Raw genomic sequence first — 20,396 nt, forward strand, 5'->3', positions numbered from 1 at the left:
AGCGATTCGGTGCGTCAGTTGCGCGGGGGTTTCAAGTTTATGCGATGGTCGTGGTCAGGGTTAGCAGGGCGTTTGCCTGTCATATTGCGTGGGAAGCGCGGGCGGGGGATGTCGGCTGATATTGGGACAGGTCGCCCCCGCCTCGCCGCGCTGTGGCCGCATATGCTGGTGGCGCTGTTGGCAGCGGCGGTGATTGTGCAGGCGGTGCGCTTGCTATGGGCGCTGGTGGTGCCGCTTAGCCCGTTGGGCGCGTGGCAACCCAAGGGCGCAGATATTTTGCCCTTTTCGCAGCGCGCCAGCTTGTTTTCGGCCTTTGACCCCTTTTTTCGCAGCGTCAATAATGGCCCCGTGGCCGCCAATGTGACGTCGATGGCGCTGGTGCTGCATGGGATTAGTATGAACGAAGCCACGGGCGGTGGTTCGGCCATCATTTCCGGCGAAGATGGCGTGCAAAATAGCTTTGCTGTCGGCGATGAGGTGGCGGCAGGCACAATATTGGCGGCAGTGGCCTTTGACCATGTGGTGTTGGAACGCGGCGGTGTGCGCGAAAGCCTGTTTTTGGACCAAGGCGGGGATGAGGCGGCAGTGCAGCAAGCGGTGACAGGCCAGCCTGCCACCGGCCAGCCAGCCGTAGGGCAAGTTCCCGCCGCGCCAGTAGCCGAGCCTGCATTGGGTGCGGGCGGAGCCGGTGCGGCGTTGACGGCGGAGGCGTTGAAGCAAGGCGTGCGCTTTTCCCCCCGCGCCGAAGGCGGCAAAGTGACAGGGGTTCATGTCGCCGCGGGCGGTGATGGCGCGGTGATGCAGGCCTCTGGCCTGCGCGCCGGGGATGTTATTCGCAGCGTCAATGGCCGTGCTATTTCAGGGGCCGGTGATGTGGCGGCCTTGTCGTCTATGCTGCGCGCAGGGGCGCGTATTTCGTTGGAAGTCGAACGCGGTGCTAGCCTCATTCCCATTGCCATTTTGATCGCAAAGTCATGAAGAATATGCGTTTACCAAAAACATTATTATTGGCGGCGGCCTTGGTCGCGGCGGTGCCGGTTCAGGCGCAATATGTGCTGAATGTGCGCGATGCCGATGTGCGCGCCTTCATTCAGGATGCGGCGCGAGTGACAGGGCGCACCTTTGTGATTGATGGCCGTGTGAATGGCAAAGTGTCGGTGGTGACGGACCGGCCCCTGTCTCGCAGCGAATATTTTGAAATTTTCCTGTCGACCCTGCGCGCCAATGGATTGGTGGCGGTGCCGGGGCAAGGCGGTAGTTATCGTATTCAGCCGTTGGACGGGGCGGCCGCCCAGCCCAGCCGCATTGGCAGTGCGCGGGCTGCGCAAAATCAATTTGTGACGGAAATCATCCGGCTGAGGCATATTGAGGCGGCATCGGCGGTGGAAACCTTGCGCCCATTGGTGAGCGCGCAAGGGTCGTTGACCGCCAATCGCAATGCCAACAGCTTGGTAATTGCCGATTTTGCTGACAATATTCGCCGCATAAGGGCCTTGGCATCCAGCATCGACCGCGACACATCGACCAGCCAGATCGTGTCCTTGACCAATGCTGGTGCCCGCGAAGTGGCGGCGGCGTTGCAGGCCTTGGTGCCTGCAGCGTCCGAAGGTGCATCGGCAGGTGTGGCGATTGTACCTGTCGACAGCAGCAACAGTGTGGCGCTGCGCGGCGATCAGGCGCTGGTGGCGCGCTTTGTGCAAATGGCCAAGGATTTGGATGGGCGGGCCGCCGCCGGAACCGAATTGCGGGTTTATTGGCTGAGCCATGCCAATGCCGAAACCTTGTTGCCGACACTGCAAAGCCTATTGGGGCAAAGCAGCAGTAGCGCGTCCGCGCCATCAGGGGCCAGCGGCGATAGCAGCGCGGGGGTAAAGCCCGCAGCAGCGCCGGTGATGGCGGCCAGCACGGGGGCATCAGGCGGCGGCATTGCGGCGCGGGGACCTGCGATTGTGACCCGCTATGAAGGGGCCAATGCGATTATTGTGGCGGCCAACCCCGATGTGCAGCGCATGTTGGGCGAATTGATCCGCCAATTGGATGCGCGGCGCGAACAAGTGTTGGTGGAAGCCATTGTGGTGGAAATTGGCGATGATGCCGCCAAGCGTTTGGGCGCGCAATTTGTGCTGGGGGGCAAGAATATTCCCTTTGTCGCGACCAATTATAGCAATGCGCAGCCCAATATCTTTACGCTGGCGGGGGCTTATGCCGCCGATAAATTGGGCCGCCAAGAAACCACCACGGTCAATGGACAAACGGTGGTGACGCAAAATTCGTCCAGCTTTGGCAGCGGGCTGCAAGAGGCGGCGGCTTCGTCGATTATGAGCGCCACGGGCGGCTTTGCGGGTTTTGCGGGCGATATTGGCAAGAACACCATATTTGGCGCGATTATCAATGCCGTGCAGTCGGATACGACCAGCAATTTATTGGCCACGCCGCATATTGTGACCTTGGACAATCAACAGGCCAAATTCTTGGTCGGTCAAGAAGTGCCGATCACCACCGGAGAGGCGCTGAGCGGCAATTTCGACAATGCATTTCGCACCGTGCAGCGCGAGGAAGTGGGCATTAAGCTGGAAGTCACGCCGCAGGTGAATGCGGCGGGCGAGGTGAAATTATATCTGCGCCAAGAAGTGTCCAGCGTCGCAGGGCCGGTGAACAGCCGCAGCAGCGATTTGATTTTGAACAAGCGCAGCTTTGAAACGACGCTGACCGTCGATGATGGTGAGATTTTTGCCATTGGCGGTTTGTTGAATGATGATGAACGCCGCACGATTGAGCGGATACCCTTGCTGAGCGATATTCCGTTGGTCGGCGAATTGTTCAAATCGCGCAGCCGCAGCCGCGCCAAGACCAATTTGATGGTGTTCATCCGCCCGACGATTTTGCGCAATCGCGCGGATAATGCGGCGCTGACGGCGCGGCGCTATGGCTATATTCGCGATTTCCAGCGCGAGCGTAACCCCGACAGCGAACCCGCCATTGATGCCTTGGTGCGCGATTATTTGGGGGCGACCCCGCCAGTGATGAGCGCGGCGGGGCAAAGCGATGTGATTGCTGACCCTGCGCAAAACATACTGCGCCGTGTGGATGGGGTGATTGTGCCGGTCGATGTTCCGTCGTCGGTTGATGCGGATGGGCGGCCATGAGCATGAAGGCGGAGGCAGCGGGCGGCGACATTGCTGGGCCGCACGATGAAGCGGTTGGTGAAACGCCCATTACCGTGGGCACGTCGCCGGTCGACATACCTTATGCCTTTGCGCGCCAATATGGGGTGGTGATTGCGCCCGATGCGGCGGGGGGGTGGCTGACGAGCTTTCGCGAAAATGCCGATCCAGCGGCGTTAATTGAGGTGAAGCGGCACCTAAGCCAGCCTTTGCGCGTCGATATGCTGAGCAGCGAGGATTTTGATCGGTTGTTGTCGCGCCATTATGCGGTGGATGCGTCCAGCGCCATGGCGGGGTCGGTGGCTGGGTCGATGACGGGCGGCGAGCTGGATTTAATTGCTGGCGGCGTGCCGAGCGCCGAAGATTTGTTGGACAGCGCCGATGACGCGCCCGCCATTCGCCTGATTAACGCGATTATCGCGGAGGCGGTGCGGCAGGGCGTCAGCGATATTCATATTGAACCTTATGAAAGCGGGCTGGTGGTGCGGATGCGCGCGGATGGCGTATTGCGCGAACATTTGCGGATGCCCGCCCATGTGGCCCCTGTGGTGGTCAGCCGGATTAAGGTGATGGCGCGGCTGGATATTGCCGAGCGGCGGGTGCCGCAGGATGGACGCATTTCCTTGACGCTGGCCGGAAAAGCGGTGGATGTGCGTGTGTCGACGCTGCCCAGCCGTGCGGGCGAGCGGGTGGTGATGCGCATTTTGGACAAAGACACCGCTGGCATTGATTTTGATATTTTGGGCCTGAGCGGCGAAGCCGACCGTATTTTGCGCGAAGCCTTGACGGAACCCAATGGGATTATTTTGGTCACGGGGCCGACAGGCAGCGGCAAGACGACTACGCTATATGCAGCCCTGCGCCAGCTGAATGATGGCGAGCGCAATATTTTGACCGTCGAAGATCCGGTGGAATATGCCGTGGATGGCATTGGTCAGACCCAAGTGAACGCCAAGGTTGGCTTGGATTTCGCCGCCGGATTGCGGGCCATTTTGCGCCAAGACCCCGATGTCGTGATGGTCGGCGAAATTCGCGACCGCGAAACGGCGGATATTGCGGTGCAAGCGTCGCTGACGGGGCATTTGGTGCTGAGCACCGTGCATACCAATGATGCGGTGGGGGCGATTACCCGCCTGAAGGATTTAAAGGTCGAGCCATTTTTGCTGGCGTCCACGCTGCGCGCCGTGCTGGCCCAGCGGTTGGTGCGCCGTTTGTGCGACCAGTGCCGCGAACCGGTGCAGGCCGATAATGGCGTGGCGGCAGTGTTGGGGCTGGATATTGGCACCATCATTTGGCGGGCCAAGGGATGCCGCGCTTGTGGCCAGACCGGATATAAGGGCCGCATTGGCGTGTATGAAGCGATTAAGGTCGATGAGACGGTGCGCCGCTATATTTATGCGGGCGGCGACGAAGCGATGATATCGCGCCATGTCTTTTTGAAAGCGCCAACGCTGGCGTCCTCGGCGCGGCAGATGGTGACCAAGGGGCTGACCACGCCCGAAGAAGCCATTCGCATTGCGCGGCGCGAGATGGATTTGGACTGATGGCACAATATCGCTATCTGGCGGTGGATGAGGCGGGCCAAGAGCGCGGCGGGCAATTGCAGGCCGCCAGCGAAGAGGCAGCGCGCCGGCAATTGCTGGACCGACGATATCATATTGTTGAATTGGAAGCGGCGCGGACCAGCGGCGGGGCTGGCAATGGGTTGTCCGCCGAGCGCCGGATATCGGACGCGGATAATCCGTCGCTGCTGGGCGGATTATCTGCCCTATGGGCGCAGCAGCGCAGCAAGCTGAACAACAAAGAATTGGCGCTGTTTACACGGCAATTGGCCACATTGGCCGAGGTTGCGCCCTTGGAAGAGGCGCTGCGCACGCTGACCCGCCAAAGCGAGGGGGCGCGGGTTCGCGCCGTGATCGAAGATGTGCATCAAGGCTTGTTGGAAGGGCGGCGCTTGGCCGATGCGATGGGCCGTCAACGCGCCAGCTTCCCGCCCTTATTTCGGGCCATGGTGGCGGCGGGGGAAAGCACGGGCAGTTTGACCAGCATTTTGGCGCGCTTGGCGGATTTGCAGGAACGCCAAGCCGAGGTGCGGGGGAAATTGCTGGCGGCGCTGGCCTATCCCATTGTCCTGACGGTGGTGGCGATGGGCGTGGTGGCGGCGTTGATGATTTTTGTGGTGCCCCGCGTGGTGGAGCAATTTTCCGATGTTGGCCAACAATTGCCGTGGTTGACCCGCGCTGTCATGACATTGTCGGCCTTTGCCGCCAGTTGGTGGTGGCTGATTTTGCTGCTGCTGATGGCGGGGGGCGCGAGTTTTGCGGCAGCGATGAAGCAGCCGGAATTTAAATATCGGGTCGATGCGGGCTTGCTGCGGCTGCCGTTGCTGGGGCGCTTGTTGCGCGATTTGCATGCGGCGCGTTTTGCCCGCACGTTGGCGACCATGGTGTCCAGCCGCTTGCCATTGGTAGAGGGGCTGCGCTTGACGGTGCCGACCATCAGCAATGCCGCCTTGGCCAGCGCCACCAATGGCTTGGTGGATCAGGTGCGCGCGGGCGGCAGCTTGTCGAGCGCGATGCGCGATGCCGATATATTTCCGCCCTTGCTGGTCTATATGGCGGCCAGCGGGGAAAGCGCGGGGCGGTTGGAAACCATGTTGGAACGCGCCGCCGATTATATGGAACGCGAATTTGACCGGTTTACGGCGGCCAGCATGGCCTTGCTGGAACCGGTGATTATCGTGTTGATGGGGTCCTGTGTGGCCCTGATTATTTTGGCGATTTTGCTGCCAATCCTTCAGTTGCAGACTTTAGCAGGACTATGAACATGTCGTTGATGCAGCTTTTCATGCGTTTGATGTTGGACATGGAGCGGCCCATTCCCAGCCGCGCAAAATCGCGGCGCAAGGGGGAGGATGGTTTTACCCTGACGGAATTGATGGTGGTGATTTTCATCATCGGTTTGCTGGCGACGGTGGTGATGATCAATGTGCTGCCCAGCCAAGACCGCGCGATGGTGACCAAGGCCAAGGCGGATATTGCGACCTTGGAAACGGCGTTGGAGCAATATCGTTTGGATAATCTGACCTATCCTAGCAGCAGCGATGGGTTGCAAGCGTTGGTGACAGCGCCGCCGTCGCTGATGCAGGCGGAACGTTATCGGCGCGGCGGTTATGTCAAAAGCCTGCCGCAAGACCCATGGGGGCGCCCCTATCAATATCAGTCGCCAGGGATGAATGGACAGCCTTTTGATATTTTGTCCCTGGGCGCGGATGGTGCGCCTGGGGGCAGCGAAGACAATGCCGACATAAGGTCCGAGGGTTAAGCCTTGGCCCCTGATGCGCGCCCTGCGCCCGCCGCGTCCCCCTATGTAGGGAGCGGAGCGCGGAGTGACTGGCCCGTTTCGGCGGGGCAGGCGGGTTTTACCTTGGTGGAATTGATGGTGGTGCTGGCGATTATGGGATTGGCGGCGGCAGCGGTCGTGCTGACCATGCCCAGCCAAGACCAAAATATGCGGCAGGAAGCCGATCGTTTGGCGGTCCGCTTGGCCGCTGTGCGGGATTTGGCGGTGGTGGAAGGGCGCGGCACGGCGGCGGTAATTAGCCCGTCGGGATATTGGTTTGAGCAGCGGACGCGGGGCGAATGGCAAATGCTGCACGGGCGGGCCTTTGCCCAGCATGATTGGCCGCAGGATATTCGGATTGTGGTGGATGGGGCGCGTTCGGACGGCAGCGTTTCGGGCGTTTCGGAAGGAGGGCAGACGCGCATCTTGTTCAGCCGCTTGGGCACCACCCCGACGCCGCAAAGCCTGACGATGCTGACGGCGTCCGCCGATGCTGAGGGCGCGCGGGAGAATATTCATATTGGCGCGAGCGGGGAAATTAGCCGTGCGCGGTGAAGCGCAAGCGGCGCCGCGCGCATCCGGCAAGGCGGTGCGCCCGCCTGAACAGGGGTTTACCCTGTTGGAAATGCTGGTGGCTTTGTCGATTTTGGCGGTGGCGGCGTTGACCTTGGTGCGGCTGGATGCCTTTTCCTTGCGGACAGCGGGGGATTTGGATGACAAAAGTTTGGCCGCCATGGTGGCGCAAAATCGCGCCGTGGAATTGGCGAGCGATGCTGCTGCGCCGACCATTGGGGTGTCCGCGATGGTGGTGGAAAATGGCGGGCGGCAATATCGGGTGCAGCAGCAGGTGGCCCGAACGGCGGATGCCCATTTGCTGCGGATTGATTTGCGGGTCGAGTCGGTGGCGGGCCGTGGGCAGGCGGTGTTGACGATGGTGAGGCCCGCAGGATGACGGCGCGCGGCAATGACCAAGGTTTTACGCTGGTGGAGATGCTGGTGGCGTTGGCGCTGTTTGCGGCGATTGCGGCCATGGGCGTGACCTTGCTGCGCAGCAGTGTGAACAGCCAAGAAAGCGTGCAAAAGCGCCTGTCGTCGATGGGCGGCGTCAATCGATTGCGGGCCATTTTGGCCGAGGATTTGGCGCAGGCTCTGTCGCGCCGCACGCGGGATGTCGCGGGGGCGGAGGTGCCAGCTTTTGTGGGCACCGCGGAGGATATGGCCTTTGTGCATGGCGGGGCTGGCGGCTGGGAAGGCCGAAGCGCGCCGGATGTGCAGCGCGTGCGCTATGCGTTGGAAAATGGCACATGGACCCGCGCCGTTCAGCCGATGCTGGATGGCACAGTGATGGGCAAGGGCGATGTTTTTGCCCGCGATATCGCCCAAGCGACACTGCGATACCGCGATGGGCGGGGCGGGTGGCATGATATGTGGCCGATTGCGGATGGCACGGAATTGCCGCGCGCGGTGGAATTGACCTTGGTGAAAAATAATACGCCCCCGCTGCGGATGTTATTTGCGCTGGGGCCGGTGCCGATTGTCGTGCCGCCGACCGGAATAGCGGGGGATAGGCCATGACCCCCCAGCAGCCAGAAGTGGAACAGGGCGAACGCGGCGCGGCTTTGTTATCGGTGCTGTTGTTGGTGGCCGTAATGGCGGTGATTGCGGCGGCGGCGCTGGACCGATTGACGCTGGCGACGCGCATATCGGGCAGCGCGGCGATGGTGGACCAAGGGCGCGCCTTTGTGATGGCCGCGGAACAGTTGGCGTTGGGCCGTGTGCAGGCGTTGGTGGACGCCGACCATCATAAATTGACCAATGAAGCGGGGTGGCAGGACCGCCCCTTTGCGCTGCCTTTGCCCATTGGGTCGGGGACGGCCAAGCTGCATGATGCGTCCAATTGTTTTAACCTGAATGGATTGGTGAGCGAAACCACGCCCGACCGGTTCAGCCAGCGCCCGCGCGGCATCGAGCAATTGACGGCGCTGATGACCATATTGGGCGTGCGGCAGCATGAAGCGGCGGCAGTGGCGGCCGCAACGGGCGATTGGCTGGATAGCGATGATGCGCCGACACCCTTGGGCGCGGAAGATGCTGCCTATCGCGGGATGGAACAGGGATATTTGCCCGCCAACCGATTGATGGTGGATGCCAGCGAATGGCGCGCGGTGCGCGGGGTGACGCCCGCCCTATATGCGCGCATGGCCCCATGGATTTGTGTGTTGCCAGTGGCGGAACCGGTGCGGCCCAATGTCAACACGCTGCGCCCTGAACAGGCGGCGTTGATTGCGATGATGATGCCCGATGATATTTCGCTGGGCGCGGTGCGGGCGGCGCTGGCGGCGCGGCCCAGCGGCGGCTATGGTAGCAGCCAGCGTTTCTGGCAATCTGGCCCCTTGGCGGGCGTGGTGCCGCCGCCCGATGCGGCGCAGCAGGTGCAAATGACCAGCCGTTGGCTGGAGCTGGAGATGATGGTGGAGTTAGGCGATAGCATGGTGGCGGCGCGGGCGTTGATCGACGCTTATGGCGGAGCGCCGCAAGCAGGACAGGCGAAGGCCGCCATTGTCCGGCGCATGTGGGGCGAATGGGACTGAGATGACGGATATATTGATTCTTGGCCTGCCAAATGTCGCTGATCTGGCGGCTCAGGCCCCTGACTGGCCGCGCCTTGACGCCCCATATTGGGCGCATATTGCTGATGGGCAGATGGTGTCGAGCGGCGCGGGCAATGGCTGGCGCAGCGTTCGGGACCAGTTATTGGGCCAAAGCCGCGACTTGTCTTATGCGCTGTTGGCCCCCGCATGGGATGCGCCCGTGCGCTATCGTGCCTTTCCCAATGCATCGCCCGCGCAGGCCTCGACAGCGGGGCGGCTGGATGTGCAGCAGCAAATTTTGGGCGCGACAGACCAGCAGCATGTGGTGGCGGGCCTGCCAAGCCGTGCGGGCGAAAGCTTTGCGGTCGCGGTGACGACCCATAGCGCGATGGCGCTGTGGCTGGCGTGGTTGGCGGAGCAGGGCATTGCGAGCGAGGATATGCGTGCGATTATGCCTGCTGCGGCCTTGTGGCCCGAACCGGCAGAGGGCGTGTTGCTGGGGGCGGCCTTGGGCGATGAGCAGATCATGCGCAGCCGCAGCTTGGGCTATGCCGCTGATCCGGTGATTGATGAGTTGTTACGCGCGGGGGATGGTGCGGCGGATGTCATCTGGATGACGGACGCAGAACGCGATGTCTGCGCCGCGAATGCGGCGATGCAGCCGATGCTGGATTTGCGCAGCGGACGCTGGGCGGTGAAACAGCGCCGATCATGGGACGGCGCAATGCTGTGGTGGATCAAGCGGTTGGCGCTGGCGTTGGTGGTGCTGACCATCGCCATATTTACCGTGCAAATGCTGCGCTTGGCATCGGAGCGCGCACGGGCGGAACAAGCGGTGATGGATAAGGCGCAAAGCCTGAACATAGAGGCCGCCGATGCCGCCAGCGCGGAGGCGGAGATGGACCGCCGATTGATGCAGCGCGGCGGCGGGCCCTTGGCCTTTTCGGTGCCGGCGTCGGCCCTATATGCGGCCTTGGGCGATGCGCCAGCGGTGTCCTTAAAGACGTTGTCGCACAGAGCGGACGGCACGTTGAGCGCGACATTGGGCGCGCCGCGCGTTGAGGATTTAAACCCCGTTTTATTGGCGTTGCAGGCCAAAGCCTATCGTATCACCGCCCAGCCGATGGCGGGCAGTGATGGGCAACAAATGGCAAATATAACGATCAGGGCCGTGCCATGATGGACAGATGGAAACTTTATTGGGCGGGCCGTTCGCCGCGTGAACAACGCCTGTTGGTGGTGGCGGGCGCCTTGGCGGCGCTGATACTGATCTGGCTGATGATTGGGTCTGCGATGACGTGGACGCAGCAGATGCAAAGCGCGAGCCGAGAGGCGGTGGAACGCGAGGGGCGGGTGATCGCCAAGGCCAAATTATTGGCGAGGCCGGCGGGTGCAGCGGGTGCGAGCGCGGAGATTGGCAATGGCGCGGCGCTGGACCAATATTTGGCGCAATCGGCCAGCGAATTGGGCCTGAGCTTGTCGCGCAATGAGCCACGCGGCGCGGATGGCGTCAGTATAGCGATGAGCCAAGCCAAGGCGCAGGTCGTGACACTGTGGTTGGCGGAGCTGGAGCGGCAGGGCATGGTGCTGGATAATCTGACCCTGACGCCGCAAACCGATGGGACCTTGGGTGTGACGGCCGATTTGCGGCGGGTGACGCCATGATCACGCGCAAACGGGCCATGATGAGGGCGGGGACGAGGGCGGCCATATTCGCATTGGCGGTGGTGGTGGCAAGCTTCCCGATGCGTTTGGCGCTGGATATGGGCGATGCCGCAAAGGCTGGCCTGACCGCCCGCGCGGTGAGCGGCAGCATTTGGTCGGGCCATATGGCGGCGGCCAAATGGGGGCCGCTGGACTTGGGGAATGTTGATCTGGCCCTGTCGCCTGCGTCCTTGCTGGGCGGAACAGCTGCCATGTCCTTTCGCCGCGTGGACAGCTTGGCCCCCAATGGCTTGGGTGTGAGCGGTGTGCTGTTCACGGGAGCGAACAAGGGTTGGCGCGATGTGAATGGGCGCTTTGATGTGGGGATGCGCTTGGGCGGGCTGACGATTGCCTATGTGGATATGCGCGATGCGGCGGTGCGCTTCAACAGCTTGGGCCAATGCACCGAGGCGGCGGGCCAAGTGCAAGCGGCGCTGACCGCGCCGATTGGCGGATTGACCCTGCCGCAGGGGATGAGCGGCACGCTGCGCTGTATGAACGGTCAGGCGCATATAGCGCTGACCAGCCAGTCGGGCATGGAAGTGTTGGAGGCAGAGCTGAGCGGCAAAGGGGCATGGAAAGCCCGATTTTTGGTGAAGCAAGTGGCCGAACCGGCCATGGTGAACGCGCTGTCGGCCATGGGATTTCGCCCACATGGAGATGCGTATTTGTTGAACGCCTCGGGTCAATTGTGATCGATTTTGGGGCTTTGGACAGGCTGCCCTTGGCGTTTTCGGCCGCGTTGGCGGCGTTGCTGGGCGTGATTTGGGGCAGCTTTGCGGCGGCCTTGGTGCTGCGCTGGGCGCGCGGGCAGGGTCTGGGCGGTCGGTCGATGTGCGACCATTGCCGACAAGTGCTGCGCGTCGATGATTTGGTGCCCTTATTGTCGCATCTGTGGCGGCGCGGCAAAAGCCGTTGTTGCGGGCAGGTGATCGACCCATTTCATTCCTATGTTGAGGCCGCAGGCGGGGCGATTGGCGCGGCGGCGTTGCTGATGATGGGCGGCGCGGCGGGGTGGGTGTGGGCCTTGATGGGCTGGCTGTTGATGCCGCTGATTTTGCTGGACGCGCGGATGCAATGGTTGCCGGACCGTTTGACGATCATTTTGGCGGGGGCCGGATTATTGTTAGCGGGACCTTTGATGGGCACCGACATGACCCAGCGCTGGGTGGGCGCACTGGCGGCGGGGTTCAGCCTGTCTTGCGTGCGCTGGGCCTATTACATGCTGCGCGCTCGTGAGGGGATGGGCGGCGGTGACCCCAAATTATTTGCGGCGCTGGGCGCGTGGCTGGGGTGGCAGGCCCTGCCGCTGGCGCTGTTGTTGGCCAGTGTGACGGGCTTGATTTGGGCCTTGTTGGGGACGGTGCTGTTTGGAACGGTGCGCGCCAAAAGAAAAGGGACCCAGCTGGGATCGTCGATCATGACGCAGCGGGTCCCCTTTGGGGTGTTTTTGGGGGTGGGCGGCTGGTTGTCGGCCGCCCTATTTCCCCAGATATTCCGGTGATAGGCCGCGATTAGCGAGCGATCACCACCGTCACAGCGCGGCGGTTTTGGGCATAGGCATTTTCGTCCGAACCAATAGCGGCAGGGCGTTCCTTACCATAGCTCAGCACGTCGATGCGCGAGCCGCTGATGCCCAGCGATACCAAGAAATTCTTGGCGGCATTGGCACGGCGTTCACCCAAAGCGATGTTATAATCGCGCGTGCCGCGTTCGTCGGCATGGCCTTCGAGGATGACGCGAACGGCGGGGTTGCGCTGCAACCATTCGGCTTGGCTGCGCAGGGTCGCCTGATCTTCGGCATCGACATTATATTGGTCGAAACCAAAGAAGATGCGGTCTGACGCAACGCTGGCCACAAAGTCAGCCTGCGAACCGGGGACGACCTGATTTTGACCAGCATTGGGGTCATAGCTGCCGGTGTCGGTGCCAGCGGGCGGCGGCGGCAGATCGGCAGGTGCCTTTTTCGAGCAAGCGCCGACCGTCAGCATCGCGACGGCCAATAAAGCGACGGTGGACTTTTTCATGGTCATTCTAGGGGTCCTCTCAGAATCAAACTGGCGCAATATAAACACAGTTTATCGCATAAAGATGAACTTTTTTACAATTTAAAGGCGGAAAAGTGCGCGAGTCAAATTTCCGCCTGAAGTATCAGGCCTGAAGCATCAGGGTTGAACAGGACCCCAGCTAGGATCCGAGCCGTCTTGGGGCGTTGGCAAGCGGCGCAAGTTCACGCCGGTCAAGTCAACCTGCCACAGACTGGATTTGCCGTCGCGCCCTGCCGAGGTGCGGAAGAATTGCAGCACACGGCCATTGGGCGACCATGTGGGGGCTTCGTCCTGCCAGCTGTTGGTTAGCAAGCGTTCGCCGCCGCCCGATGGGGTCATCACCCCAACGCGAATATTGCCGCCGCCCAAGCGGGTGAAGGCCACCAAGTCACCGCGCGGCGACCATTCTGGCGTGGCATAGCGGCCACCGCCAAAGCTGATGCGGCGTTGGTCGCTGCCATCGGCATTCATCACATAAAGCTGCTGTGTTCCGCTGCGGTCGCTTTCAAAGACGATTTTGCTGCCGTCGGGGGAGAAGCTGCCGCCGACATCAATGCCGGGGGTGCTGGTCAGGCGCGTGGGGGTGCCGCCGCTGGCGGGAACGACATAAATGTCGGTGTTGCCGCCAACCGCCATGGAAAATAGAATTTTCCGGCCATCGGGCGACCAGCGTGGAGCGAAGGTGGTGTTGCTGCTTTCGGTCACCAGATTTTGTTTTTCGGTGACCGTGTCATAAATGAACACGCGCACGCGGTTGTTCAAATAGCTGACATAGACGATTTTCTTGTAGTCGGGCGAGAAACGCGGGCTGAGGGCCAGCGCCTGACCATTGGTGATGAAACGGTGATTTCCACCATCGCTGTCCATGATCGCCAGACGCTTGATGCGATTCCCCTTGGGGCCGCTTTCCGCGATATAGGCGACACGGCTGTCAAAGAAGGGCGCTTCGCCTGACAGGCGCGAATAAATGGCGTCGGAGCATTTATGCGCCGCGCGGCGCCAGTCGCCTGCCTGAATTTCATAGCCCTGACGGACCAATTCGGTGCCCAGCACGGTGTCATAAAGATAACAGCCGACGATCAAGCCGCCCGTGCTGCTGGCGCGAACAAAGCCATGCACCACATTGTCGGCGTTGCGGGCCGTCCAGTCCGCGTAGCGGGGCGCGGTGACTTCATCCATGGTGATGCCGCGCACGCTGCTGGGGCCAAGCGGGGCATAAAGGCCGCTGCGTTCCAGATTGGCGGCGATAATATCGGCCATTTGGCGGCCCAAATTATCGGTGCGCAGGCCCGCGACCACTTGGGCGGACGGCGTAGCAAAAGCGGGAACCGCAATGACCGTGCGTTCATTGCTGACGTCCGCGACCACTTCGGCAGTGCGGGGGGCGTCGGTCGGGGCGGCCGCGGGCGCCGCGCTTTGGGCGCTGGCGGTGCTGGCGGCGACAAAGGCCCCGCAGGCCGTAGCGAGCAGCGCCAATTTACGACTGAGTGAATATGTCATCACATTCCTTTCGCACGGAAGGTCACTTCCCAGACCCTCCATTGATCATAATATTCTTCGGGCAAATCAAAAGGGGCGGCCTGACGGATAGAACGCATCGCGCGTTCGACAAACAAGGCCTGTTGTGGAGCATTGCTGTCCGTTTGGCCGGATAATTCGCCAAGCTGTGTAATATTGGTGACGCGGCCATCGCGGCTGAGGTTGATCCGCAGCACGACGCGCAATTTGTCGATATCGACGCCCGATGGCACATTCCGCCGCCAATAAGGCAAGATCGCGCCGTCAATGGCGACGTCGATCGACCGCTTTACCTCTGCCGCTGTCGCAGCGGCGGGGGCTCCCTTGCTTTGGGTGGCGCGGCTGGGGGCGCGGGACAGGCCATCGAGGATGCCGTCCAAACGGCCCGTTGGACGCGGATTGTCACCCGCCTTGGCTGCCGGAGCCTTGGGCGTCGGCGTAGGGGCCTTGGTTACGGGCTTTTTGGGTGCTGGCGCGGGGGCTGGCGTGGCCTTGGGAGCCGGACTGGGGCGTGTGGGCGCCTTGGTCGCGGCGGGCGGCGGCGACTTGGGTGTCGGACGCGGCACGGCCTTTGGCGCAGGGCGCTCGACTGCAGCGCGTTTGGGCGGTGTCGGGTCGGGCGCGGGCGGCGTGGGGCGCGGCGGCGGCGGAGCGGGCGGTGTGGGTGTGGGCGGCGTCGGTGTGGGTTCGGGGGCCGGGATGTCGCGCTCATCCTCTTCGCCCAGTCTGGCCGCCGGGGCGTCTTCGGTGATCACCGGCGCGGTGGATTTGGGCGCGGTTTCAGCGATTAAGTCCACCTCCATCGGCGGATTTTCAAAGCTGCGCTTGCCCGCGGTCCATTGCACCGACAATAAACCGATAATCAGCACATGGGCGATGACCGCCACCGCGACCGCCGAGGTTGAGCGCGACGGCCCAGCCGGAAGCGCGGCAGTGGGCGCGCCAGCGGGCGACAATTTTTTGCCCAGAGAGGCTTTGGGGCCGTTCATCTGCATTGCCTATTCCGCCGCAGCTGAACCGTCTGTGACCATAGGGGCGGCGGCTGCGTCGTTTGCTGTGGTCGCGGCGGGAGCATTTGACGCGCTGGATGGGGTGTCCGAACCCGTCGTCACCAACGCAATGCGGGTCAGGCCGACGCGGTTAAGCTCGCCCATGATTTTCATCACGCGGCCATAATCAAGGCTTTTGTCCGCGCGCAGCATGATCTGGCGGGGGCGGTCTTGCTTGGCCTCTGCAGCGGCGATGGCTTCCAGTTTGGCGGGCAAATCTTGTTCGGCGACAATATCTTCGCCCAAATAGACGCTATTGTCGGCGTTGATCGATAATTGCAGCGGTTCTTGTTCCTCTGCATCCATGGGCTTGGCGCGGCTTTCGGGCAGGTCAATCGGCACGGCGGAGGAAATGAGCGGGGCGGTGACCATGAAAATGATCAGCAACACCAGCATCACGTCCACAAAGGGCGTGACGTTGATTTCGGCCATCGGGGCGCGGCGGCTGCCGCGTCCGCGCCGCGAGGGGCCGCCAGATGTTGGGCCGGTCATGCCCATTAGAGATCAGCCTCAAGCTCGCGGCTGAAGGTGGCGTGCAGGCCGTCGGCGAACAAGCCCATGCGCGATTCCAAACGGTTAATGCGCTGGGAAAAGCTGTTATAGGCGATAACAGCGGGAATGGCGGCGAACAGGCCGATGGCGGTGGCGAACAAAGCCTCGGCAATGCCGGGGGCAACGACGGCGAGCGAGCTGTTGTTCGATGCGGCAATGGCGGTGAAGCTGCGCATGATCCCCCAAACCGTGCCGAACAGGCCGACGAAGGGGGCGACCGCGCCGATGGTGGCCAGCGTGCCGATTTTTTCGGCGCGGCGGTCGATTTCGATCGCAATCGCGCTGTTCATGGCGATGTTCAGCCGGTCCCGCGTGCCGTCGCGGTCAACGCGGCGGCCACCCGTCGAGCGGCGCCATTCGCCAATGCCAGCGGCCAGCACCTTGGCGCTGGGCAGGTTTTCGCGGCCATTGGCCTCATAAAATTTGTCGATATCCCCTGCGCGCCAGAAATCTTGTTCGAACTTGGCCGATGCCTTCATCGCTTTGCTGAGCGCGGAGCCGTTGGACAGTATGACCACCCAGACATAGATGGACGCCGCAAGCAGGCCGATCATCACAGCCTTTACAACCCAATCCGCCTGCAAAAACAGCGCGACGGGGGACAGGGTTGCCGCATCAGCGGCCAGCGAGATATTGTCTAGCAAGGGAAATTCTCTCCATTCATGATCGCGGTAAAGCGGTCTGCCCAGTTTTTCGGTTGACGGCGCGGACGGCCATCGGGTGCCAGAAAGGCAGCGGTAACACGGCCTGTCGTTAACAGTTGCTGACCGCGCATAATATTTTGCGAAATGATAACGCTGGCCCCGCGAACGGCGTCGACAGTGCTGATGACCAGCAGGTCGTCGTCCAGCTTGGCGGGAAGGCGATATTTTAAGGCAAGGTCGGTGATCGCCCATGCGCCTTCGCCGCTTTCCATCGCGGCGCGTTGGTCGATGCCCGCCAGACGCAGCATGTCGCTGCGCGCCCGTTCCATATAGCGGATATAATTGGCGTGATAGACGATGCCCGACAGGTCGGTGTCTTCGAAATAAACGCGCACGCGAAAATGGTGCGTCGCACCATCGAAATAGCCGGGCTGGAAGGGCGGAGGGCTGTTATCCATCACTGTCTTCGATAGCCTGTGCGCTTTGGCGCGCAACCCCTGTTGGGCCACTTTATTGATATGTTGGGCCGCTATTCGGGTAAAATGCCTCAATTTTTTTGCTCGCCATCTGGCACCAGCTCCAAGATGACAGGGCGGTGACAGATGGGTGATAGGTTGATGATAGGAAGGGATTTTTGCGCGCGGCGGTTTTTGGGGGCGGTTTTTGGGGTATGTGTGTTGTTAACCATGCACCTTAGTCGTCGAACAGCCCGTCTTGAATTTGGCTGGGCGGGATGCGGCCCATATGTTTCCATGCCGCCGCATTCATGCAGCGGCCCCGCGCCGTGCGGGCGATCAGGCCGATTTGCAGCAAATAAGGCTCGATCACATCTTCGATGGTGTCACGCGGTTCGGACAGGCCCGCCGCCAGCGTTTCGACGCCCACGGGGCCGCCGCCGTAAATATCCGCGATCATCGACAAATAGCGGCGGTCCATCGCATCAAGGCCCAAGGCGTCTACCTCTAGCCGATTGAGCGCGCCGTCCGCGATATTGGCGTTGACGATATCGGCCCCCGCCACGGTGGCAAAGTCGCGGACACGGCGCAGCAAGCGTCCCGCGATGCGCGGGGTGCCGCGCGCGCGGCGGGCGATTTCCAGCGCGCCATCGGGTGAAATGGGCAGGTTCAGCAAGCGCGCGGCGCGGGTGATGACCAGTTCCAATTCGGCGTGGGTATAGAAATTGAGGCGGACGGGAATGCCGAAACGGTCGCGCAGGGGCTGGGTCAGCAAGCCTTGGCGGGTGGTTGCGCCGACAAGAGTGAATTTGGGCAGGTCGATGCGGACGGAGCGGGCGGACGGCCCTTCGCCAATCATAATATCCAGCGCGCGGTCTTCCATGGCGGGATAGAGGATTTCTTCGACGGCGGGGGACATGCGGTGGATTTCGTCGATGAACAGGACATCGCCGTCTTCTAGGTTCGTCAGCAAGGCGGCGAGGTCGCCCGCCTTGGCGATGACGGGGCCGCTGGTGGAGCGAAAGCCAACGCCGAGTTCGCGGGCCACAATTTGCGCTAACGTAGTTTTGCCAAGCCCCGGCGGGCCGAAGAAGAGGACATGATCGAGTGCGTCCTGCCGTTGCCGAGCCGCCTCAATGAAAATCCGCAGATTTTCGCGCGCAGCGGCTTGGCCGACAAATTCACCGAGGGATTTGGGACGCAGCGCGGCGTCGATATCTTCGGGGGTGCGGTTGGGGGTGGTGATGTCGGTCATTGGGTAATAGGCTCCCATTGAGAGCATCCTCTGGATCGCAAATTTCTGAGTTGAGTTAAGGTGGCATCCTCAAGGGTTCTAGATGGACTCACTATCTCGAACCCGTCAGTGCAGTCTTTGATCAAAATATCCCAATACCTGCCAGAATTAGAAAGATTTGTGCTCTTGTAGATCGTATCTACGCGACCCTCACAGTATTCTGCGATGTCTCTCAGGATGTCGGTGATCTTGAGGCTGTGTATAAGTGAGAGTGCGGCGTGTGAATTTTTAAATTCCGGTGAGTGAGCTTCTATTCCGGCGAACGACATTCTGAAAAAGTGATTTAATCGATCTATATTTATTAATAATCCACTTATGGTTTTTAATTCTTTATCTTGATCTATAGTTTCGATGAATTCCTTTATAATCTTTAGGCTATTCTCTCCAATATTTAAATCAAATGCGATCATTTCATTTTCTATCGAGGAGAATTTGATTTCGTTGCATTGTTCATGTGCCTCTGAGAGTTCACAGATGCTTTGAAATGCAAATGAATTTTTTTCAAAAATTTGCATCAATACAGGGATCATGGAAACTTTGATGGCGTTATGCTGGCGCCTTACGCTGTCCATGTGGATAACAAATGATGCTCGAGTCTGCTTGCGCAAGTAGTAAGCGCCAATGCCAGCAGCGAGCAAGGCTAAGCACCCGCTAGCTAACGTTTGCCAATGGTACAGGCCATTTTTCAGGGTTGCGAGATGTGAACTCAGGTCGCATCCGGCAAAGAGCTCGCTCACTTCGCTGCCTTCTTCAGCGCCAGTCTGACCAGCGCATCCAAAGTCGCGCTATCGCCCAATTCTTCGGCGGCGGCGGAGACGGCGGTGGAGGCTTCGGCGGGTTTGAAGCCCAAGGAGGATAGGGCGGATAGAGCGTCGCCAAATGGGCTGCCGCCCTTGGCGTTGCTGCTCATGCTGCCGGATGGGCCCGTACCGGCGATGCCGCCAAGGCCAGCGGCTTTGTCCTTAAGCTCGTTGCAAATGCGCTGGGCCAGCTTGGGGCCGACGCCATTGGCGCGCGCGATCATGGCATGGTCGCCATTGGCCAAAGCGCGCTGGAGTTCATTGAGTTCCAGCGCGGAGAGGATGGCCAGCGCCACTTTGGTGCCGACGCCCTGAACGACGGTGAGCATGCGGAACCAATCGCGTTCTTCGGCGCGGGAGAAGCCGAGCAGGCGCATGAAATCTTCGCCGACCAGCAATTCGGTGTGGACGGTGACCTCGTCGCCCTTGGCCCCCAATGCGTCGAGGGTGCGGGCCGAAGCCTCCACCAAATAGCCCACGCCGCCAACGTCGATAATCGCGGAGCCTGCGCTTGTGGAATCCAGCGTGCCGGTCAGTTTTGCTATCATGTCCCATGCCTAGCGAGGTGAGAACGAAAAGGGAATATCTATTCCCCAAGGCGCAGCATGTTTTGGGATGCAGGGCGTGTCAATGCCGTGCGGGATGTAGAAAAAGCTGGGTAGGCTAACGGCTGGTGCGGGGTGTGCGGCGCGAATTTTGGCGGCGCGGGTTAGCGGCCAATCATGTGGCGTTTTCTTGCGCGGCTTACCTGCCAGCAAGCCCTCGGTGGTTGGCGTGGCAGATCGCGACGGCCAGCGCGTCGGCGGCGTCGGGGCCGATGACTTTGGAACCGGGGAGGAGGACGCGCAGCATCGCTTGCACTTGTTCTTTGCTGGCAGCGCCTGTGCCGACAATCGCTTTTTTGACCAGCCGCGTGCTATATTCGGTGACGCTGATGCCGCCGCGCGCACAGCCCAGCATGGTGACGCCGCGCGCATGGGCCAATTTTAGCGTGGATTTGGGATTGTCGTTGACGAACACTTCTTCGATGGCGGCGACATCGGGATTATAGTCCGCGATAACGGCGGCCAGCACCGTGTCGATATAAGCCAGACGTTCGGCCATGGGGGTTTGGGCGTTGGTTTTGATTTGGCCGTTGGCGATATGGCTGATGCGGCTGCCCTCGGCGCGGATAATGCCCCATCCGGTGGAAGTAAGCGAAGGGTCGAGGCCGAGGATGATCATAGTGGGGGATG

Annotated in this window: 23 protein-coding genes; 13 read left to right on the plus strand and 10 right to left on the minus strand. The window is 61.2% G+C overall.

Features of this window, described 5'->3' with window-relative positions; translation table 11 throughout:
• The first annotated feature begins 108 nt into the window (after positions 1 to 108).
• The 13 genes from LKO31_RS05880 to LKO31_RS05940 are packed head-to-tail and all read left to right on the plus strand — an operon-like array spanning position 109 to position 12,305.
• Positions 109 to 978 (plus strand): type II secretion system protein N, encoded by an 870-nt coding sequence (locus LKO31_RS05880; RefSeq protein ID WP_227689207.1) that lies wholly within the window; start codon positions 109 to 111, stop codon positions 976 to 978.
• A 5-nt stretch (positions 979 to 983) separates the two neighbouring features.
• Entirely contained in the window at positions 984 to 3,146 is a 2,163-nt protein-coding gene (gspD, locus tag LKO31_RS05885; protein WP_227689214.1) for a type II secretion system secretin GspD, read from the plus strand.
• A 2-nt stretch (positions 3,147 to 3,148) separates the two neighbouring features.
• Entirely contained in the window at positions 3,149 to 4,708 is a 1,560-nt protein-coding gene (gene gspE / locus LKO31_RS05890) for a type II secretion system ATPase GspE (protein WP_407699258.1), read from the plus strand.
• Complete coding sequence (gspF, locus tag LKO31_RS05895; protein ID WP_227689218.1) at positions 4,708 to 5,988, plus strand: type II secretion system inner membrane protein GspF; 1,281 nt, start codon at positions 4,708 to 4,710, stop codon at positions 5,986 to 5,988. The genes gspE and gspF overlap by 1 nt, the downstream gene beginning before the upstream one ends.
• 23 nt (positions 5,989 to 6,011) lie before the next feature.
• Positions 6,012 to 6,488 (plus strand): type II secretion system major pseudopilin GspG, encoded by a 477-nt coding sequence (gene gspG, locus LKO31_RS05900; RefSeq protein ID WP_407699259.1) that lies wholly within the window; start codon positions 6,012 to 6,014, stop codon positions 6,486 to 6,488.
• A 3-nt stretch (positions 6,489 to 6,491) separates the two neighbouring features.
• Positions 6,492 to 7,061 (plus strand): type II secretion system minor pseudopilin GspH, encoded by a 570-nt coding sequence (gspH, locus tag LKO31_RS05905; RefSeq protein ID WP_227689219.1) that lies wholly within the window; start codon positions 6,492 to 6,494, stop codon positions 7,059 to 7,061.
• Positions 7,051 to 7,458, plus strand: coding sequence for a type II secretion system minor pseudopilin GspI (gene gspI / locus LKO31_RS05910; RefSeq protein ID WP_227689221.1), 408 nt, complete (start codon positions 7,051 to 7,053; stop codon positions 7,456 to 7,458). Before gspH ends, gspI begins: the two co-directional genes overlap by 11 nt.
• The gene (gspJ, locus tag LKO31_RS05915; RefSeq protein ID WP_227689225.1) at positions 7,455 to 8,081 is read left to right on the plus strand and encodes a type II secretion system minor pseudopilin GspJ; all 627 of its coding nucleotides are present in this window, start codon (positions 7,455 to 7,457) and stop codon (positions 8,079 to 8,081) included. Before gspI ends, gspJ begins: the two co-directional genes overlap by 4 nt.
• Entirely contained in the window at positions 8,078 to 9,097 is a 1,020-nt protein-coding gene (gspK, locus tag LKO31_RS05920) for a type II secretion system minor pseudopilin GspK (protein ID WP_227689227.1), read from the plus strand. The genes gspJ and gspK overlap by 4 nt, the downstream gene beginning before the upstream one ends.
• A 1-nt stretch (position 9,098) precedes the next feature.
• The gene (gspL, locus tag LKO31_RS05925; protein ID WP_227689229.1) at positions 9,099 to 10,277 is read left to right on the plus strand and encodes a type II secretion system protein GspL; all 1,179 of its coding nucleotides are present in this window, start codon (positions 9,099 to 9,101) and stop codon (positions 10,275 to 10,277) included.
• Entirely contained in the window at positions 10,274 to 10,762 is a 489-nt protein-coding gene (gspM, locus tag LKO31_RS05930) for a type II secretion system protein GspM (protein WP_227689230.1), read from the plus strand. Before gspL ends, gspM begins: the two co-directional genes overlap by 4 nt.
• Positions 10,759 to 11,496, plus strand: coding sequence for a type II secretion system protein N (gene gspN, locus LKO31_RS05935; protein WP_227689232.1), 738 nt, complete (start codon positions 10,759 to 10,761; stop codon positions 11,494 to 11,496). Before gspM ends, gspN begins: the two co-directional genes overlap by 4 nt.
• Positions 11,493 to 12,305 (plus strand): prepilin peptidase, encoded by an 813-nt coding sequence (locus LKO31_RS05940; RefSeq protein ID WP_227689234.1) that lies wholly within the window; start codon positions 11,493 to 11,495, stop codon positions 12,303 to 12,305. The genes gspN and LKO31_RS05940 overlap by 4 nt, the downstream gene beginning before the upstream one ends.
• A 10-nt stretch (positions 12,306 to 12,315) precedes the next feature.
• Here the strand turns inward: LKO31_RS05940 and pal are convergent, their stop codons facing one another.
• The 10 genes from pal to ruvC all read right to left on the minus strand — a co-directional run bounded on the left by pal (position 12,316) and on the right by ruvC (position 20,385).
• Complete coding sequence (gene pal / locus LKO31_RS05945; protein WP_227689601.1) at positions 12,316 to 12,828, minus strand: peptidoglycan-associated lipoprotein Pal; 513 nt, start codon at positions 12,826 to 12,828, stop codon at positions 12,316 to 12,318.
• A gap of 138 nt (positions 12,829 to 12,966) precedes the next feature.
• Positions 12,967 to 14,349, minus strand: coding sequence for a Tol-Pal system beta propeller repeat protein TolB (tolB, locus tag LKO31_RS05950; protein ID WP_227689235.1), 1,383 nt, complete (start codon positions 14,347 to 14,349; stop codon positions 12,967 to 12,969).
• Positions 14,349 to 15,356 carry a hypothetical protein gene (locus LKO31_RS05955; RefSeq protein WP_227689237.1) on the minus strand — a complete coding sequence of 336 codons (1,008 nt, stop codon included), beginning with the start codon at positions 15,354 to 15,356 and terminating at the stop codon, positions 14,349 to 14,351. The genes tolB and LKO31_RS05955 overlap by 1 nt, the downstream gene beginning before the upstream one ends.
• 9 nt (positions 15,357 to 15,365) lie before the next feature.
• Complete coding sequence (tolR, locus tag LKO31_RS05960; RefSeq protein ID WP_227689238.1) at positions 15,366 to 15,914, minus strand: protein TolR; 549 nt, start codon at positions 15,912 to 15,914, stop codon at positions 15,366 to 15,368.
• On the minus strand, positions 15,914 to 16,612 hold the full coding sequence (gene tolQ / locus LKO31_RS05965) for a protein TolQ (RefSeq protein ID WP_227689240.1): 699 nt from the start codon (positions 16,610 to 16,612) through the stop codon (positions 15,914 to 15,916). Before tolQ ends, tolR begins: the two co-directional genes overlap by 1 nt.
• Positions 16,606 to 17,070: a YbgC/FadM family acyl-CoA thioesterase gene (locus LKO31_RS05970; protein ID WP_227689242.1), complete on the minus strand. Its 465-nt coding sequence runs from the start codon at positions 17,068 to 17,070 to the stop codon at positions 16,606 to 16,608. Before LKO31_RS05970 ends, tolQ begins: the two co-directional genes overlap by 7 nt.
• A gap of 235 nt (positions 17,071 to 17,305) precedes the next feature.
• On the minus strand, positions 17,306 to 18,322 hold the full coding sequence (gene ruvB, locus LKO31_RS05975; RefSeq protein WP_227689243.1) for a Holliday junction branch migration DNA helicase RuvB: 1,017 nt from the start codon (positions 18,320 to 18,322) through the stop codon (positions 17,306 to 17,308).
• Positions 18,319 to 19,098, minus strand: a complete 780-nt coding sequence (locus LKO31_RS05980; protein ID WP_227689244.1) for a hypothetical protein — start codon at positions 19,096 to 19,098, stop codon at positions 18,319 to 18,321. Before LKO31_RS05980 ends, ruvB begins: the two co-directional genes overlap by 4 nt.
• Positions 19,095 to 19,709 carry a Holliday junction branch migration protein RuvA gene (ruvA, locus tag LKO31_RS05985; RefSeq protein WP_227689245.1) on the minus strand — a complete coding sequence of 205 codons (615 nt, stop codon included), beginning with the start codon at positions 19,707 to 19,709 and terminating at the stop codon, positions 19,095 to 19,097. Before ruvA ends, LKO31_RS05980 begins: the two co-directional genes overlap by 4 nt.
• A 196-nt stretch (positions 19,710 to 19,905) precedes the next feature.
• Positions 19,906 to 20,385: a crossover junction endodeoxyribonuclease RuvC gene (gene ruvC, locus LKO31_RS05990; protein ID WP_227689602.1), complete on the minus strand. Its 480-nt coding sequence runs from the start codon at positions 20,383 to 20,385 to the stop codon at positions 19,906 to 19,908.
• Positions 20,386 to 20,396 lie beyond the last annotated feature (11 nt).

Source organism: Sphingopyxis yananensis (genome assembly GCF_020687785.1).
In the GTDB taxonomy this organism is placed as follows: Bacteria; Pseudomonadota; Alphaproteobacteria; order Sphingomonadales; family Sphingomonadaceae; genus Sphingopyxis; species Sphingopyxis yananensis.